This window comes from Streptomyces sp. NPDC049597 (assembly GCF_040675505.1).
Classification (GTDB): domain Bacteria; phylum Actinomycetota; class Actinomycetes; order Streptomycetales; family Streptomycetaceae; genus Streptomyces.
This window is the reverse complement of sequence record NZ_JBFAOY010000008.1, coordinates 104,448-121,317: the sequence shown is the minus strand read 5'-3', so window position 1 is coordinate 121,317 and position 16,870 is coordinate 104,448. Positions and strand designations below refer to the sequence as shown.

17 protein-coding genes are annotated in these 16,870 nt (G+C 73.3%); 6 read left to right on the top strand and 11 right to left on the bottom strand.

The features are described 5' to 3' along the window. Positions 1-76 precede the first annotated feature (76 nt). Positions 77-487: a MarR family transcriptional regulator gene (locus tag AB0K02_RS12240; protein WP_365992296.1), complete on the top strand. Its 411-nt coding sequence runs from the start codon at positions 77-79 to the stop codon at positions 485-487. A 21-nt stretch (positions 488-508) separates the two neighbouring features. Here AB0K02_RS12240 and AB0K02_RS12235 read toward each other — a convergent pair whose 3' ends face one another. From AB0K02_RS12235 to AB0K02_RS12225, 3 genes are all read right to left on the bottom strand, one after another. Then, positions 509-1,246 (bottom strand): maleylpyruvate isomerase family mycothiol-dependent enzyme, encoded by a 738-nt coding sequence (locus AB0K02_RS12235; RefSeq protein ID WP_365992295.1) that lies wholly within the window; start codon positions 1,244-1,246, stop codon positions 509-511. A gap of 83 nt (positions 1,247-1,329) precedes the next feature. After that, positions 1,330-1,674 carry a hypothetical protein gene (locus AB0K02_RS12230; protein ID WP_365992294.1) on the bottom strand — a complete coding sequence of 115 codons (345 nt, stop codon included), beginning with the start codon at positions 1,672-1,674 and terminating at the stop codon, positions 1,330-1,332. A 66-nt stretch (positions 1,675-1,740) separates the two neighbouring features. After that, a complete protein-coding gene (locus AB0K02_RS12225; RefSeq protein ID WP_365992293.1) occupies positions 1,741-3,045 on the bottom strand; it encodes an MFS transporter in 1,305 nt (434 codons plus the stop codon). A gap of 76 nt (positions 3,046-3,121) precedes the next feature. Here AB0K02_RS12225 and AB0K02_RS12220 point away from each other — a divergent pair, with 76 nt between their 5' ends. Next, positions 3,122-4,336: an ROK family protein gene (locus AB0K02_RS12220; protein ID WP_365992292.1), complete on the top strand. Its 1,215-nt coding sequence runs from the start codon at positions 3,122-3,124 to the stop codon at positions 4,334-4,336. 82 nt (positions 4,337-4,418) lie between these two features. Further along, on the top strand, positions 4,419-5,267 hold the full coding sequence (locus AB0K02_RS12215) for a YhjD/YihY/BrkB family envelope integrity protein (protein ID WP_365992291.1): 849 nt from the start codon (positions 4,419-4,421) through the stop codon (positions 5,265-5,267). Between the two features lie 37 nt (positions 5,268-5,304). Here AB0K02_RS12215 and AB0K02_RS12210 read toward each other — a convergent pair whose 3' ends face one another. Both AB0K02_RS12210 and AB0K02_RS12205 read right to left on the bottom strand, forming a co-directional pair. Beyond that, positions 5,305-5,886, bottom strand: a complete 582-nt coding sequence (locus tag AB0K02_RS12210) for a DUF4865 family protein (RefSeq protein ID WP_365992290.1) — start codon at positions 5,884-5,886, stop codon at positions 5,305-5,307. 7 nt (positions 5,887-5,893) lie between these two features. Further along, positions 5,894-6,481: a TetR/AcrR family transcriptional regulator gene (locus AB0K02_RS12205; protein ID WP_365992289.1), complete on the bottom strand. Its 588-nt coding sequence runs from the start codon at positions 6,479-6,481 to the stop codon at positions 5,894-5,896. A 176-nt stretch (positions 6,482-6,657) separates the two neighbouring features. Between AB0K02_RS12205 and AB0K02_RS12200 the strand changes: the two genes are divergently transcribed. Next, complete coding sequence (locus AB0K02_RS12200; protein ID WP_365992287.1) at positions 6,658-6,942, top strand: SHOCT domain-containing protein; 285 nt, start codon at positions 6,658-6,660, stop codon at positions 6,940-6,942. Between the two features lie 131 nt (positions 6,943-7,073). Here the strand turns inward: AB0K02_RS12200 and AB0K02_RS12195 are convergent, their stop codons facing one another. Beyond that, positions 7,074-7,595 carry an ATP-binding protein gene (locus tag AB0K02_RS12195; protein WP_365992286.1) on the bottom strand — a complete coding sequence of 174 codons (522 nt, stop codon included), beginning with the start codon at positions 7,593-7,595 and terminating at the stop codon, positions 7,074-7,076. A gap of 182 nt (positions 7,596-7,777) precedes the next feature. Beyond that, on the bottom strand, positions 7,778-8,101 hold the full coding sequence (locus AB0K02_RS12190; RefSeq protein ID WP_365992285.1) for a hypothetical protein: 324 nt from the start codon (positions 8,099-8,101) through the stop codon (positions 7,778-7,780). Between the two features lie 196 nt (positions 8,102-8,297). On the opposite strand from AB0K02_RS12190, the gene AB0K02_RS12185 reads away from it, so the two are divergent. Continuing rightward, the gene (locus AB0K02_RS12185; protein ID WP_365992284.1) at positions 8,298-9,494 is read left to right on the top strand and encodes a PLP-dependent cysteine synthase family protein; all 1,197 of its coding nucleotides are present in this window, start codon (positions 8,298-8,300) and stop codon (positions 9,492-9,494) included. 50 nt (positions 9,495-9,544) lie between these two features. Here AB0K02_RS12185 and AB0K02_RS12180 read toward each other — a convergent pair whose 3' ends face one another. The 3 genes from AB0K02_RS12180 to AB0K02_RS12170 form a co-directional block, all read right to left on the bottom strand. Continuing rightward, positions 9,545-10,027, bottom strand: a complete 483-nt coding sequence (locus AB0K02_RS12180; RefSeq protein ID WP_365992283.1) for an SRPBCC family protein — start codon at positions 10,025-10,027, stop codon at positions 9,545-9,547. Between the two features lie 297 nt (positions 10,028-10,324). Next, positions 10,325-10,765, bottom strand: coding sequence for an SRPBCC family protein (locus tag AB0K02_RS12175; protein ID WP_365992282.1), 441 nt, complete (start codon positions 10,763-10,765; stop codon positions 10,325-10,327). 5 nt (positions 10,766-10,770) lie between these two features. Further along, positions 10,771-11,616: a DeoR/GlpR family DNA-binding transcription regulator gene (locus AB0K02_RS12170; protein WP_365992281.1), complete on the bottom strand. Its 846-nt coding sequence runs from the start codon at positions 11,614-11,616 to the stop codon at positions 10,771-10,773. 309 nt (positions 11,617-11,925) lie between these two features. Here AB0K02_RS12170 and AB0K02_RS12165 point away from each other — a divergent pair, with 309 nt between their 5' ends. After that, positions 11,926-14,274, top strand: coding sequence for a hypothetical protein (locus AB0K02_RS12165; protein ID WP_365992406.1), 2,349 nt, complete (start codon positions 11,926-11,928; stop codon positions 14,272-14,274). Positions 14,275-14,317: 43 nt separating this feature from the next. Here the strand turns inward: AB0K02_RS12165 and AB0K02_RS12160 are convergent, their stop codons facing one another. Continuing rightward, positions 14,318-16,750: a right-handed parallel beta-helix repeat-containing protein gene (locus AB0K02_RS12160; protein ID WP_365992280.1), complete on the bottom strand. Its 2,433-nt coding sequence runs from the start codon at positions 16,748-16,750 to the stop codon at positions 14,318-14,320. Positions 16,751-16,870: the final 120 nt, after the last annotated feature.

The window sequence follows — 16,870 nt, the reverse complement described above, 5'->3', positions numbered from 1 at the left end:
TACATGCACATGCATTGACTGCAAGTGCATTTAATTCCGGTGCAACAATATGCGTCGTTTCTGCTAACGTGCGGTCATGGCTGCGACGAAATCCGAGCGCGTGCTCGTGAAGGAGTGGCGGGACGTCCTCGCGCTGCACGCGCGCACGATGTGCGAGCTCGATCGTGAGCTGCACCGGTTCGGGCTGGGCGCCAGCGACTTCGAAGTGCTGGACGTGCTGGCCGAGTTGGGCGGCGCGGAGGGGGCACCGGGCGAGTGCTCGTCCCGTGTCCAGGAGCTGGCCGGCCGCGTGCACCTCAGCCAGAGCGCGCTCTCACGTCTGATCGCCCGCCTGGAGAAGGACGGCCTGGTGACCCGGGGGATGTGCTCCGAGGACCGCCGCGGGGTGCGGGTCGCGCTCACCGAGGAGGGCCGCGCCCGCCACGCGGAGGTGAAGCCGCTGCAGCGCGCGGTGCTTTCGCGCATGCTGCCCGACACGCAGGACTGAGGCCGGCAACCGCGCCTGCCGTCAGACGACTGCCGAGGTCTCGCGCCACAGGCGCGCCAGTGCCGCATCGCCGGTGACGGACACGGCGTCCAGCGGCAGCCTGTTCCACAGCGTCAGGTACAGCCGGTCCGCCGGCCCGCTCAGCTCGCAGTCGCACGGACCCCCGCCGCCGCGTTCCGTGCGCGCGGGCTCCTGCGACAGCCGTACGGTCCACACGTCACCCGTGTCCGTGGCCGCGACGCGCAGCAGCCTGGGGGCAGTGGTGCGCACCCTGCTCCTGGGCCGTGCGTGGAACGCCGCCAGCAGCTCGTCGATGCCGTCCACCGCGAACTCCGCGGCGAACGGCCCGGGCTTGCCGTTTGACGCGGACTCGGCGTCCGCCCGGTGCACCGCCGTCTCATGGGCCTGGCGCCGCGCCCAGAAGGCCAGCGGCGAGGGCGCGGGCAGGAACGACCAGCACGCGAGGTCGGCGGGGGCCTCGCTCAGCGCCGCCACCAGCATCCCGTGCCCCTCGCGGAACCATTCGAGCAGCGCGTCGCCGTCGAGATCGGGTTCCCCGGCGTCCGGCCGGTACGAGGTGTGTCCCTCGGTGACGAACGACGTCGCCCAGCGGTGCACCGTCCCCGTGTGCCGCAGCAGGTCCCGCATCCGCCAGCCCGGGCACGTCGGCACGGGAGCCCCGGGCCCGGCGGCATCGGCGGCCGCCGCGAGCAACTGCCCCTCGCGGACCAGGTACTTGATGAGCGCCGAGGTCTCCATGGCGCAGATTCTGCCAGCGCGGCGGGACCCGCTCCAGGGCGCCTTGGGGCCTCGGACCGGGCCCCGAGCGCAGGCACCGGTTGTCAGGCCCCGTGCGGGCGCGCGGCCTGCGGTCCACCGCGCAGCAGCCGGACGAACAGGCCCAGCGCCCAGGCCTGGACGAGCGCCGCGACGACCAGCGCCGGGTAGAGGAACGCGGCGGACTCCACCACGCCCTCCCCGAACAGGGAGCCCAGCGCCATGAGCGCGAAGATCGTCGGCGCGGTCAGCAGGAACAGCCATATGCCGGCCATCGACGCGTCCTCGTGATGCACGAACAACGTGTCGACGGCCACGAAGAGGGCTGCCGCGGCGACCAGCGCCAGGTAGATCCTGGAGGCGAGGTCGCCGAAGGTCAGTCGTGCGAGCGAGGTCAGTCGTGCGTGCATGGCCGTCTCCCGGTGGTCGTCGTCCTCCCAGGCTCCGCCGGTCCGGGTGCCCGCACCTGAGTACGACTACTCAGCCGCCATGGGGGAAACGGCCCGGTTCCGTGAGTCCCCGGCATCCTGTGTGCGCCCGGCGGACCGGTCGCGCCGCGCGACCTCCGTGCCGGGGGCCGAGGCGTGCCGGGCGCCGTACGCGATCAGCGCGGCTCCGGCGGCCAGTGCCGCCACCGTCGTCAGCGCGACGGGCAGCGAGAACCAGTCGGCCAGGAAGCCGATCGCGGGCGGGCCGAGCAGCATGCCGCCGTAGCCGAGCGTGGACGCGGCCGCGACGCCGGCGGGCCCGGCCAGCGCGCCCGCCCTGCCGACGGCCACGGGGAAGATGTTCGCCAGGCCCAGACCGGCGACGGCGAAGCCCAGCAGCGCGAGCCACACGGTCGGCGCGAGCGCGCCGAGCAGCATTCCGGCCGCGGCGGTGGCGCCGCCGGCGACGAGTGTGCGGGTCTGGCCGAGCCGCTCCAGCAGCAGCGTGCCGGTGAGGCGGCCCGCGGTCATGGCGAGGGCGAACAGCGAGTAGCCGGCGGCTGCCACGCCCGGATGCGCGTGCAGATCCTGCTCCAGGTGCAGCGCACTCCAGTCGGCCATCGCGCCCTCGCCGTACGCAGTGCACAGCGCGATCACGCCGAAGAGGACCACCAGGTTGCGGGTGCGCCCCGTCAGGCGCGCGGGCGCGGTCCCGGTCGCGGGGTCGTCGGAGTCCGGCGCGGGGTGCGTCAGGAGCACGGGTCCGGCGGCGGCGGTGACCAGCAGGCCGAGCCCGGTGAGCGTGAGCAGGTGCGCGGTCGGGGACAGGCCGCCGGCGACGAGACCCCCGAGACCCGCCCCGAGCATGCCGCCGAGGCTGAACGCCGCGTGGAAGCCGGGCATGACGGGCCGGCGCAGGGCGGCGACCAGATCGACGGCCGCGCTGTTCATGGCGACGTTGATCCCGCCGTACGCGGCGCCGAAGACGAGCAGCACCAGACCCAAGGTGAGCGCGGAGTGCGTCAGCGGAGGCAGCGCCATGCTGAGCGAGAGCAGCACGGCGCTGCACACGGTCACGGCGTGGCTGCCGAAGCGGCGGCACAGCCGGCCGGTGAGCGTCATGGTGACCACGGCGCCGGCGGAGACGCCGAGCAGCGCGAGGCCGAGGTCGCTCGCGGAGGAACCGGTCTGTTCCTTGATCGCGGGAATGCGGACGACCCAGCCGGCGAAGAGGAAGCCGTCGAGGGCGAAGAAGACGGTGAGGGCGGTGCGGAGGCGGGACAGGGAGAGCGGGGCGGTGTTTCCGCCGGGTCCCCCCGTAGCGGCCGTCCGGAGTTTGTTTAGAAGCGGCACAAACTCAGGATAGGGGCTCGCGACGGTTGCGTACAAGGCGGCTGCTCACCGTCCGGATCATGGGACACTCACCTGCATGAACGGCAAGGCGACGAGTACCCGGACCAAACTCGAAAGAGGCCGCAGCGCCCTCGGCCCGGCACTGGAACTGGTGCACACCGGGCGGGCGCCCACGCGCGCCGTCCTCACCGCCGAACTCGGCGTCACCCGCGCCACCGCCGGAGCCGTCGCCGCCGAGCTCGAAGCGCTCGGCCTCATCCGGGTCGACTCACGGCCCGCAGCCGCCGCCGGGTCCCAGGGCCGTCCCTCGCACCGCCTCGCCGTCGACGACACCGGCCCGGTGGTCCTCGCCGCCCAGGTCCACGCCGACGGATTCCGTGCCGCGCTCGTCGGCCTCGGCGGCCGCATCGTGGCCACAGCGCCCGGCTGCGTCGCCGTCCAGGCGGATCCGGCGCAGGTGCTCGGCGAGGTCGTCGAGGCGGGCGCGGCGCTGCTGCGCGAGAGCGGCCGCCGCTGCGCCGGCGCCGGGCTCGCGGTGCCCTCCGCGGTCGCCGAACCCGAGGGGACCGCCCTCAACCCCCTGCACCTGGCCTGGCCGGCCGGTGCTCCCGTACGCGACATCTTCGCCGAACGCGTCGCCGCGGCGGGCATCCGGGGACCCGCCTTCACCGGCAACGATGTCAACCTCGCGGCACTCGCCGAGCACCGCCACGGCGCCGGCCGCGGCGCCCAGCACCTGCTGTGCGTCGCCACCGGCCACCGCGGCGTCGGAGGCGCGCTGGTGCTCGACGGCCGCCTGCACACCGGCAGTTCGGGCCTCGCGCTGGAGGTCGGCCACCTCACCGTCAACCCGGAGGGCCGCCCCTGCCACTGCGGCAGCCGTGGCTGCCTCGACGTCGAGGCAGACCCGCTCGCCTTCCTGACCGCCACGGGCCGCGACCCCGGTCCCGAGGTCTCGCTGCTCCAGCAGTCCAGGGACCTGCTGCGCGGGGAGTACGACGACCCGGCCGTGCGCAGGGCGGCGGAGGAACTCATCGACCGCCTGGGCCTCGGCCTCGCGGGACTGGTCAACATCCTCAACCCGGACCGGATCATCCTCGGCGGCCTCCACCGCGAACTGCTGGAGGCGGACCCGGAGCGCCTGCGCGCCGTCGTCGCCGACCGCAGCCTGTGGGGCCGCAGCGGGGGAGTCCCGCTCCTGTCGTGCACCCTCGACCACAACTCCCTGGTGGGCGCCGCGGAGCTGGCCTGGCAGCCCGTCCTCGACGACCCGCTGGCGGCGCTCGCCTGACGCACCGACGGGCGGGACGGCGGCCACCCGTCCGGAGGACGGCCCGGCGATCCGGGCCGTGCTTGCGGGTAGTCGACGACACATGACCCACACGCCCTCCGGGCCGCACCGCGCGCACCGGTTCGCGCACCTGCACCGCAGAGTGCTCGAATCACCCGTCGGGCTCGGCTGGAACCGCGGCCGGGAGATGGAGCTCATGCACCGGGCCATGGGCTTCGCCGCACTGGGTTTCGTCACCCTCGTGCCGCTGCTCGTGGTCGTGGCGGCCGCCGACCCGGTCAGCGCCGAAGGCTTCGCCCGGTGGCTCGGCGAGGGTCTCGGCGTCTCGCCGGGATCCCAGCGGCAGGTCGAGGAACTGTTCGGCATGCCCGGTCAGGCGCTCCAGCGCACCACGGCGTTCGGTCTCGCCGCGCTCGCCGTCTTCGGGCTCACCTTCGGGTCCGCCGTGCAGACGGGTTACGAGAAGGTGTGGGACCTGCCCACCGCCCGCTGGCACACCATGTGGCGCCACGTGGTGTGGCTGGCGCTGCTGATCCTCTTCCTCGTGGTGTTCGTCAACCTCCCGGAGCCGGACTCGGTCGTGGCCACCACATTCATCATGATCGCCGACCTGCTGGGCACGGTCCTGTTCTTCTGGACCTCCCAGCGCCTCCTGCTCGGCGGCCGGGTCCGTTGGCGCGCCCTGCTGCCCGGCGCGGTGGCCACCGCCGTGGCCCTGCTCGGGCTTCGGGTCTTCTCGCAGATGGTCTTCTCGCCGCTGATCGCCTCGAACGCCGTCACCTACGGCCCGTTCGGCACCGTCCTCGTGATCCAGACGTGGCTCGTCGGCGTCGGCGTGGTGGTCTACGGCGGGGCGCTCGCGGGCCGCCTGCTCCACGAGGAGCTGACCCGACGCAGGCTGCTCCGAGCGGTCGAGCACGACGACTTGTAGCCCACCGTCCCGCCGTGGGGCCGCCTGCGTACGGGCGTCACCAGTGCCGTCCCCGGCGCAGGGAGCCGCGCTCGGGCGACGAGACGTGCAGGACCTCGTACCGGTCTCCGGGCGCCGCCGGCGTGTCGTGGTCCCACAGGGTCACGTACAACAGCTCCCAGCGGTACGGGTCGACGCCGAGCGCCGCGCAGACCGCGCCCTCGTGTCGCGCCAGCCGTTCCGTCTCGGCAGCCGCCTCCTCGACGAGCGGGCCGGGCCGGACCCCGAGCGGAAGCCGCTGCCTGCGCCGGACGGCGGTGCGCGCCCTGGCCGCCGCCGCGGGCCCCTCGTGGTACGCGGCCCCCGTCCAGTGCTGCACCTCGGGGCGGCCGAAGTCGTCGGCGATGCCCTGAAATCCGGGCCCCCACAGAAAGCCGTTCATGCCCTCGGACGCGGTCCACAAGTACAGCGGCGCGTACTGGTTCACGGGCGAGCCGGCGGCGCGTTCGCGCATCAGGTACGCCTTGAGCCCGAGGCCGGGGAAGTCGTCCAGCAGATGGCTGCGGCGCGCCACGCGGTCGCGGACGATCCCCATGTCGTAATCGGCGGGCAGGGTGATCTCGTACTGCATCGCGTGCACGGTCGGGTCAACTCCTTCGGGCGGACGAGGGTGCGAGGAGGGCGAGCAGGCCGCGGACAGCCGCGTCGAAGGCGGCCGTCGAGCCGGAGGCGCGGGCCAGCACGTAGCCGCCCTGCACGGTGGCGACGATCGTCGCCGCGACCTCGGACGGGACGAGCGCGGCACTCAGCTCTCCGCTCTCCCGGCCCTCGTCGACGACGGCGGCGAGCCTGCCCCGCAGCCAAGCGAGCGTCTCGTCCACCGGCGCACGCAACGCGTCGCTGGCGACCACGTCCGGATCCATCGTCAGCCGGCCGACCGGGCATCCGCGCAGGACGTCGCGCTCGCGCAGCAGGTACGTGGTGATGCGCTCGTGCGCGGTGCCCGGACCGCCGAGCACCGCGTCCGCCGCCGCCCGCATGTCGTCGGCCGTGCGCCGGATCGCGGCCAGTGCCAGGTCGGGCTTGCCGGAGAAGTGGTGGTACATGCTGCCCTGACCCGCGCCCGCCTGCTGCTGGATCGCCTTCGGGCTCGTGCCCACGTAGCCGCGCTCCCACAGCAGTTCACGGGTCGCCTCGATCAATCGTTCCGAGGTGCTCATGCCGTCAGTGTACATACCAGTAGGTACAGAGGTCCGCGCCCGGCCCGGGGACGCCTTCCCCGCTCGCGCGTACTCCCCGGGAGGTACGCGCACAGCCGCTGGCCGTACGACGACGCGGCCCTCGTCCGGCGAGAACCTCGAAAGCGTCGACACAACCACCGGACGAAGCGCCACCGAGGAGCTGAACCGAGATGAACCACCTCGCCTACGACGGGCCCGGCCCGTGGATCGTCTTCTTCCCGCTGATCTGGGCGGCTGTCGTCGTCGGCGTCGTCACCGTCCTGCGCCGCACCGGCCTCCGGCACCCCCGGCGCGCCTCCTGGCAGGGCAGCCGGCCACCGATCGGAGAGAGCTCCCCCATCGCCCTGCTCGGCCGCCGCTTCGCCGCGGGTGAGATCGACGAGGAGGAGTACTGGCGGCGGCTGTCGGTCCTGGACGAGCAGTTCGGCCGTGTCGCCGGGGACGGTGCGGCATGACCACGCACCCGAACGGGGCCCGGACCACCGGGCCCCGCCCCGCCGCCCGGCCGTCCGGCCGCCCCGCCCCGCCGCCCGCCCGGACCATCGGGCCCCGCCCCGCCGCCCGGCCGTCCGGCCGCCCCGCCCGGTCAGCCGGCAACGGCCGACCGGGCGGTGGCAGTTGCGGCGTCGCTCTTCGCCTCGGGCACCTCGCAGAACGGGCCGGTGGTCGTGGCCCCGTACACCGCCGGGTACTCCGGCAGCGCGATCGCGGGGCAGGCCGCGGGAAGGGTGAACCAGACGACCTTGCCCGCGTCGCCGCGCGGCCGTACGCCCCAGCTCTCACTGACGGCGGCCACCAGCGCGAGGCCGCGGCCGTGGGTCTCGGAGGAGTCCGCGTCATGGACGGTCGGCAGACGCGGATCGCGGTCGTGCACGGAGACCGTGAGCCGGTCGAGCAGCAGCTCGACGTCCACGGTGCACGTCTTGTCGGGCTGGGCGTGCCGGTGCACATTGGTCAGCAACTCGGTGACGCCGAGCGCTGCCTGGTCGATCAGAGGATCGAGATGCCAGTAGCGCAGTTGCGCCGAGATGATTCTGCGGACCTGACCGATCCGCGACGGCAGGGCCTGGAGCTCCACCGTGCAGTGCCTGCTGGGCTGGCTGATCACGGCTGCGACTCCCCGAAATAGGTCCGGAAGAAGACGAGACAAGAGATCCAGCAGTCGGCCGCCTGCTGAACGTACCGGCGGGGCTGGATCTCAGCGTGACCGCCGGTGAACCCTGAGTGATGTGGAACCAGCGTGAACCACGGCCCGTGGGGCCGCAACTCGCGGCACTCCCGTGCCCGTTCTCAACTCCTGTCGCCGCCCGCCCCGCGCAGCGCCTCCAGGAAGCGTCCGGCGAGGGCCTTGCCGTCGGGCCGCCGGCTGCGCTGACCCATGGTCAGGCGGTACCGCTTGCCGTTCAGCGTCGCCACCGTGCTGTCGTCACCGGCGAACCACGGCCGGCCCGCGGTCACGGCCCGCACGGGCGCGCTCTCGATCACGCGGCCGTAACTCGTCATCAGCGCCAGCCGGCCGTCCTTGATCAGCACCTGACCAGCCCGGGTCAGTGAACGCGGCCAGCGTTCGATCCGTACGCCCGTGGCGCTGAAATCCGGCTCCGCGGTTGCCATCGTCTCCGCCCCCTTCACAGCGACTCCTGTGGGAAGTCTGCACACTTGGGCCGCCGTGCACCAGTGCGCCTGGTCAGAGCCTTGCACAAGCGACTCCTATGGATCCCCAAAGCGAATGTTTGCCCAGGTGAGGGGCTTACTGTTGCGGGTGGGCACACATCGTGGACCAGAGGCGGGCGAGGCGAGGACGGCACTCATGAACACGCGTGAGAATCCAGGGGCGGCACAGGCGGGCCGCGTATCCGCCGAACGGGTGAGACCGGACGGGGACCCGGCGGCGGCCACGTCCGGGGCGGTCGCGACCGTCGACGTGGACCGCACCGACCCCGCGTACCGGGAATGGCTGAAAGAGGCCGTGCGCAAGGTGCAGGCCGACGCCAACCGCTCCGCCGACACCCATCTGCTGCGCTTCCCGCTGCCCGAGGAATGGGGCATCGACCTCTACCTCAAGGACGAGTCCACGCACCCGACTGGCAGCCTCAAGCACCGCCTGGCCCGCTCCCTGTTCCTGTACGGCCTGTGCAACGGCTGGATCCGACCGGGCAAGCCCGTCATCGAGGCGTCCAGCGGCTCGACCGCCGTGTCGGAGGCGTACTTCTCGAAGCTGATCGGCGTTCCCTTCGTCGCCGTGATGCCGCGCACCACGAGCCCCGAGAAGATCCGGCTGATCGAGTTCCACGGCGGGCAGTGCCACTTCGTCGACGACTCGCGCCGCATGTACGAGGAGTCCGCCGCGCTCGCGGAGCGGACCGGCGGCCACTACATGGACCAGTTCACCTACGCGGAACGCGCCACCGACTGGCGGGGCAACAACAACATCGCCGAGTCGATCTACCAGCAGCTGCGGCTCGAACGCTATCCGGAGCCCGCCTGGATCGTGGCCACGGCCGGGACGGGAGGCACGTCGGCGACCATCGCCCGCTACGTGCACTACATGCAGTACGACACGCGGATCTGCGTCCCCGATCCGGAGAACTCCTGCTTCTTCGACGGCTGGACCCACGGCGACCCCGAGGCGAGTAGCGACTGCGGCTCGCGCATCGAGGGCATCGGACGGCCCCGCATGGAGCCGAGCTTCGTCCCCGGCGCCATCGACCGGATGATGAAGGTCCCCGACGCGGCGAGCGTCGCCGCCGTACGCGCCCTGGAGACGGCCATCGGGCGCAAGGCGGGCGGCTCGACCGGGACCGGCCTGTGGAGCGCGCTCAAGATCGTCGCCGAGATGGTGGCCAGGGGCGAGAAGGGCAGCGTCGTCACCCTGATCTGCGACCCGGGCGACCGCTACCTCGACAAGTACTACTCCGACGAGTGGCTGGCCGGGCAGGGCCTGGACATCCGGCCGTACGCGGCCGCGATCGAGTCGTTCCTGAGGACCGGTGCCTGGCCCTGCTGAGCGCCGCGCGGGGTGATCCGCCGGGGGCGGGCGGGGGCCGCGCCCCCGTGTCAGGGCGTACCGGATCCGGCCAGCCGGCGGTCCAGATTGCGCACCGCGTCCCTGAACGCCCGCCCCAGCCCTCCTCTGCCCAGCCGCAGCGCGAGGCGCAGCGGAGCGGGGCCGTCGGCGGCGAAGGTCCACTGGATGCGTGATCCCGTCGGCGTCGGTGTGATCCGCCACTCCTCCAACAGGGCGCGCAGGCCGGGGGCATTGGTCTGCTCGATGCGGTACGCGTAGCGGGTGTCCGGTTCCTTCGCAAGGATGCGCTCGGTGAACACCGTGCCGCCCTTGAGCCTGACCTCGCGGCCGGCACCGCCCTCCGTCGACCGGGCCGCTGTCACGGCCGTGAACCACTCGGGCAGGTGCTCCACGTCCTCGGCCAGCGTGGCGTACACGGCGGACGGCACGGCCGACACGGGGGCCGAGAACACCAGACGTATCGGTGCGTTCTCCACGAACTCCAGCTCGACCCGGCGCAGTTGGCGTGCCATGGTGCGGACCTCCAGTGGCGGCGAAGCGGTGTGGGGACCGCACACCCTAGCGGCGGCGGCGATGGATGTCCGCCCCTACGGCTTTCGCCGCGAGCACCTGTCCCGCCCTGTGCCTCGCACGCGGGCGACGCGTCTTACCCTGTGCCTCGCACGCGGGCAACGCGTTTTGCCCTGTGCCTCGCACGCGGGCAACAGGTCGCCCTTGCGCTGCTCGGGCGAGCTGTCCCGCCCTGCGCTGCTCGGGCGAGCAGTCCCGCCCTTCGCTCCCGCGCGGCACCGCGCGCAGCGCCGGCCCGCCTACGCCTCGCGCGCGAGCAGTCCGTCCAGCGCGCGGCCGAAGACCACCCGGCCCACCCGGCCGACCAGCCCGTCCAGCGGCCTCGGCAGCACGGCGATCCGCAGCTCCTCCACCCACACCACCGCCGAGCCCGTGCCCACCGCGTGCACCTCGATCTCGGCCCAGCCCCTGATCACCCGGCCGAGCTTGACCAGACGGCACCGCCCGGGGCGGCCGCCGACGGGCGGCTCCCAGCGCACGACCTCCATCGGGTCGTCGAAACCGAGCCGGCCGACACCGCTGCGAACCACGAACACCGTGCCCACATCCGTAGGCCCGCCGCTGCTCACCGACACCGACGTGAGGGGAACCCGCGCCGCGTGCGCGGGCCAGTCCGTCACCCGCAGCCAGCAGTCGTCGGCGGCCAGCGCGGTGGTCCGGCCGATGCGGAACACGGCCATGCCGCTCAGCCGCCCTGCTCGTGAGCCACCTCGTCCACACCGGCCACGACAAGGCCGGGCAGGTACTCGGCCATCTCCTCGCGCGCCTCGGCCGACAGCCCCGCGTCCGTCACCAGCGTGTCCACGTCCGACAGCCGGGCGAACGAACTCAGGCCCACGGTGCCCCACTTGGTGTGGTCGGCGACCACCACGACGCGCCGCGCGGCCTCCACGAGCCGGCGGTTGGTCTCCGCTTCCGCCAGGTTGGGCGTCGACAGACCGGCCTCCACCGAGATGCCGTGCACGCCGATGAACAGGACGTCGAAGTGGAGCGACCGGATCGCCTGATCCGCGACCGGCCCGACCAGCGAGTCCGACGGTGTGCGCACTCCGCCGGTCAGCACCACCGTCGCGGCCCCCGGCCGCGGGCCGCCCGCCGGGCCCGTACCCCGTGCCGAGTGGAAGACGTCCGCGACACGCACGGAGTTGGTCACCACCGTCAGGTCGGGCACGTCCAGCAGATGGTGCGCCAGCGCGTACGTCGTGGTGCCGCCCGACAAGGCGATGGCACTGCCCGGGGCCGCGAGCCGCGCCGCCGCCCGCGCGATGTCCTCCTTGGCGCTCAGCTCCAGCGCCGACTTGGCCTCGAACCCCGGCTCGTGGGTGCTCGGCTCGACGACCGGCACCGCTCCGCCGTGCACCTTCTCGACGACGCCCTGGCGGGCGAGGGCGTCCAGGTCGCGGCGCACCGTCATGTCGGAGACGTTCAGCCTGCGGGTGAGTTCGTTGACCCGCACGCCGCCGCGCCGTCGGACCTCGTCGAGGATCAGGGCACGCCGCTGCTCCGCGAGCAGGTTCTGGTTGTCGCTCACCGCCGGGGGACCGGTCCTTCCGTGTCGTCGCCACATCGTCGCGGCGCCTGTCGGCCAGGGTTTCTCATCCTCGCACGCGCCCCGCGGGCCGGGCTCGGGGAGATTTGCGCAAGTGGCGTGCGGCGCACCGTCATGATCCGGGATTCTGGTCGTGAAACGCAGCACGGCCGCGCATCGGCTGTTCCTCCCACCGACCCCGCGACGAGAGAGCGAGTCACCTCAGTGTCCCCTGCCACCCCGGCACCGCATGACGAAGGGCCCGCGCTGGAGCTGCTGGTCCACGGCGTCGGCGGAGCCACTCCGCAGGACATGCTCAAGGACCCGCGTACCGTCCGCATCACCGGCGACGACAAGGCCGCCGTGTACCGGCGTGCCGACGACGCCCAGGCCGAGCAGCACCCCGAGGAGTACCTCGACCGGCCCGTCCCCGAGGCGTACTGCTGGTCCAACCTCACCTCCGGCAACGGCGCGCGGGCCCTGTGGCTGCTGTTGCTCCCGTTCATGGTCGCCAACCTCGCCCACTGGATGCGTCCCAAGGCGAAGGGCAGCCGGCGCACGACCCGCCTGTACGGCGCACTGGTGCGGCTCGTCGCGCTGAGTCTCACGGTTCTTCTGACGGCCGCGGCCTGCGAGGTCGCGCTGGATTTGTTGGCGTGGCAGTGCGCGGGCTCGGCCGCGTGCAGCGGGGAACGGGCCTGGCTCGGATTCCTGTCGGCCGAGCAGGGCGGCTGGTGGTCCCAGCCGGGTCGGCGGCTGGCGCTCGCGGCCGTGGTGCCCACCGCGCTCGTGGTGCTGCTGTGGTACCTGTCCAACCGCACCTGGAGCGCGTACGAATCCCAGCGGCCGCCCACCGCCGCCGACGGATGCGTCCCCGGCGTCGACGCCGATCACGGTGACGACCCGGACGACTCGGACGATTCCGACGACCCCGACGACGACTCCGACGACGACTCCGACGACGAGGAGGTGTCCCGCTCGGAGGCCTCCGGGCCGCCGAGGCCCTTCGTGCGGCCCGCGCTCGGCAGGCCCGGTTTCTGGTACGGCCGCAGGCTCGTCGCCCGTCTGCGCGCCGCGCACACCGCGGCCGGATTCCTGACCGTCGCCGCCGCGGTGGCCGGCGCCGCCGCCCGCCACGACCGCTCGGCGGACGACACCCTGCTGAAGGTCTGCGGCGTACTGCTGGAAGCCGCACTGGCTCTCGCCGGCGCCACGGTGCTGTGGGTGGTGCTGCGCAGGGGGCGCAGCGAGAGACGGGTCGACGCGCGGCTCGACCGGGCCACCGTACGCTGTCTCCCCGGCGCCGCACTGGCGTTGCTCGCCCTCGCGCTCCTCTACGCCGCCTGGTCCCGGCCCTCCTGGGAGTCGGCCGCGACACTCCCCGGCGATGTCACCTTCCGGGTGATCGCCCTCGCCCAGGGCGCGCTCGTCGTCTCCCTCGCCGTGGTCGCCCCGCGGCTGCACCGCCGGGCACGCCACCCCCGCGCCGTGCTCCACGGCTTCGGCGGGCCGGCCGTCGCCATGCTCGCCTGCGCGCTCGGCGGCGTGATGACCGGCGGCGTGGCCCAGCGCGTCGCCGACTGGCTCGACGGGCCCGGCACGCCCGGCATGGACGAGCACGGCGCCATTCCCGGCCCGCCCGTCCTGCTCAGCTGGCAGGCGGCCGTGATACCGGCGCTGCTGATCGTGCTGCTGCTGCCCACACTCGCCCTCGCTGTGCGGACCTGGATCCTCGGGCGCCGCCTCGGCCCCGCCGTCGAGGCCGAGTACCGCGAGGACCGGCCGGATCCGGTCCGCACCCGGCGGATCGCCGGCACCCGTGCCCGGGCCCGACTGACCGACGACGCACCTCTGTTGGTCGGTCTCCTTGCCGGGGCCACGCTCCTGCTCGGGATCGGCGCCGTCGTCGGCGCCTGGGTGAGCGGGGAGGTGCCGGGCCGCGCGTTCGGCGACAGCGACGGCCTGACCGAATCCACCGCCGAGGCCGCCCAGGCGCTGGGCTCCTGGCTCGTCGGGTTCGCCTTCCTCCTGTTCGTCACCATGGGACGGCGCGCCTACCGCGACGCGTCCGCCCGCCGGACCATCGGCATCCTGTGGGACGTCGGCACGTTCTGGCCGCGGGCCGCCCACCCGTTCGCGCCGCCCTGCTACGCGGAGCGGGCCGTGCCCGACCTCACCTGGCGCATGTGCACCTGGACGGAGCGCAGCGGCGGGCGCCTCGTCATCTCCGGACACTCCCAGGGCAGTGTGCTCGCCGCGGCGGCCGTGTGGCAGCTGCCAGAGGCCACCCGCCGCCGCGTCGCCCTGTTGACGTACGGATCACCGCTGGAGAGGCTCTACGGCCGCTGGTTCCCCGCCTACTTCGGCCCGGCCGCGCTGCGGGAGCTCAACAGCCAGATGGACTGCTGGCGCAACCTGTGGCGGACCACCGACCCCATCGGCGGGCCGGTGCTGGTGCCTGCCGCGGGCGGTCACCCCGACGTCGACCGTGACGCGCTCAAGGACCCACTGGTCCACGGGCGTTCGGGCCGCTACCCGCTGCCGGAGCCGATCCTCGGCCACTCCGACTACCAGGCCGACCCGGCGTTCGCCAAGGAACGCGCGCATCTGCTCGACCGGCTGACCCCCGCCGTGCCCGCGCAGGCCAGGGCCGAACCCTGACCGCGCCGCGAGGGCTGTCCGGCCTGATCCGCCGGACAGCCCCTCAGGGCAGGTCCGGCAGATCCTCGGAGTAGAGCAGGCTCAGGTCGTCGGTGCTCATCTCGACGAGTTCCGCCACCCGCACCGCGTGCCGCTCCACCATGGACTCGAACGTCTGCCGCGCGGTACGGCCGTTGCCGAAGGCCGGCCCCTTCGGCAGCGCCGTGAAGTACTTCATCAGGGCCTCCGCCGCCCCCTCGCCCAGCCGGTACTCGTGCTCCTCGGCCTGCTGCTCGACGATCCGCAGCAGCTCCTCCGGCGCGTAGTCCGGAAACTTGATGGTCCGTGAGAAGCGCGACGCCACCCCGGGGTTGACGGTCAGGAAGCGCTCCATTTCTGCGGTGTACCCCGCGACGATCACCACGACCGCGTCCCGGTGGTCCTCCATCAGCTTCACCAGGGTGTCGATCGCCTCCTTGCCGAAGTCGCGGCCGGAGTCCTCGGGCGACAGCGCGTACGCCTCGTCGATGAACAGCACACCGCCGCGCGCCCGTTCGAACGCCTCCTGGGTGCGGATGGCCGTCGAACCGATGTGCTCGCCGACCAGGTCCACCCGGGACACCTCGACGAGATGGCCGCGTTCCAGGACCCCGAGCGAGGCCAGGATCTCGCCGTACAACCGGGCGACCGTCGTCTTGCCGGTGCCGGGGGAGCCGGTGAAGACCAGATGGCGGCGCACGGAGGCGGCCTTGAGCCCCGCCTCCTGCCGGCGCCTGCCCACCTCGATCATGTTCGTCAGGGTGCGCACCTCGCGCTTGACGCTGTCCAGGCCCACCAGCGCGTCCAGTTCGCCGAGGACGGCTGCGGAGCTGCGCGCCGGCTCGTCGGCGGGCACGGCCGGCCCCGCTCCTTCGCCGGCGGCCGGGGGAGCGGCGCCCGGGGCCGCGGGGAGGGCCGAGAGCAGGCCGGGGGACTGCGGCGCGGGGGTCAGCACGGCCACGGCGCGCTCGGCGCCGGGCCGCACCGTGCCGCTCTCGTCGCTCGTGCAGTCCTCAATGACCGGTCCGTCGTCCTCGCCGAACTCGTAACCGCCGCGCGCGCAGCGCTCCGTGCGACAGCGGCTCAGCATCGTGCGGCAGCCGTCCATGACGTGGAAGCCGTAACCACCGCTGCCCGTCACCCGGCAGCCGCGGAAGGTGCCCCGGCCCTCCGCCGACACGTAGAAACCGGCCTCGGCGGGCGAGGTGACCGAACAGCGCTCGATCAGCGGGTCCGCTCCCTTGGTCACGATCACGCCGGTCTGCGCCGCGTCGATCGTGCAGCCGTTCAGCGTGCCGCCGCTGCCGTGGTCACGGAACCAGGCGCCGGTGGACACCTCGCGGATACGGCAGTCGTCGAGCTGGGCGGTGGCGCCGTCGCTCACGGAGACCGCCGTGTTGCGCACCTGGGAGAGATCGCTGTCGACGACGTCGGCGCGCGAGCCGCGGTCCAGGACGAACAGGGCGTCCGGGACGTCGTGCACACGGCAGGAGTCGAGCACGACGGTCGCGCCGTCACTGACCCAGACCGCCGGGTAGTCGCCCGTACTGTCGTGGATCTCGCACTGGTTGGCGTCCACCCGGGTGCCCGGGTCCCACACGGACAGGCCATTGCGCCCGAAGCGGCGCACCGTCGAGCGGGTGAGCGTGAGCACGGAACGGGACCGCAGGTCGATCGCGTTCTCCGGGATGTCGTGGATGTCGCAGTCGGAGAGGGTCAGCACCGCGTCCGTGTCGAGCGTGACACCGTCCGAGGTGGTGCGGTGCACGGAGGAGTCGGTCAGGTGCGCGGCGGCTCGCGACGCGATCTGCACCCCGCTGCCCTTGACCTCGTAGATCTCGCAGCCGACGGCCTCCAGGCCGGTGCCTTCACCGGTCACCGTCACGCCCGCGCCGGAGGAGTGGTGGATCCGGCACCGGTCCAGACGGGGGTGCGCCCCGCCGCGCACCGACACCCCCGACTGACCGGCGGCGACCACCTCGCACTCCTCGAACACGCCGCTCGCGCCGTCGAGTACGGCGATGCCGACACCGGCCGGGTTGTCCACGGTGCAGCGGCGCACGGTGGGCCGTGCGGCACCGCGCACTTCGAGGCCCGCCGCCGAACGGGTCACGATCCGCAGGTCCGTGAGCTCCGGTGTGCCGTCCTCCACGAGCAGCGCGGGGGCCGCCGAGTCCTGGCCCTCCACGTGCAGGTCCTGGACGGTGGCGGACGCGCGTATGGTCAGCGGCACTCCGTCCACCGGAGCGATCCGCACCGAGCCCACCGCGCCCTCCGGCCCGCGCAGCGTCACCGCCCGCTGGACCACGAGATTCTCGCGGTACGTCCCCGGGGCCACGGTGAGGACGTCGCCGTCGCCGGCGGCCTCCAGGGCAGCGGCGAGCGACGCGTACTCACCCGTGCGGCGCCGCCATCGCGATGTGCCGGTGTGCGTCACCTGGACCGTGCCCTGTGCCATGGCGCTGCCTAGCCCCCACCTCGTGTTCTCGTGCATCGCCGCGCCGCTGACGGGGACGCGTCCCGCACCCCGCGTGGGGGTCGCACCACCGTAGCGCGAGCGGCGGACGGGAGTTGACGG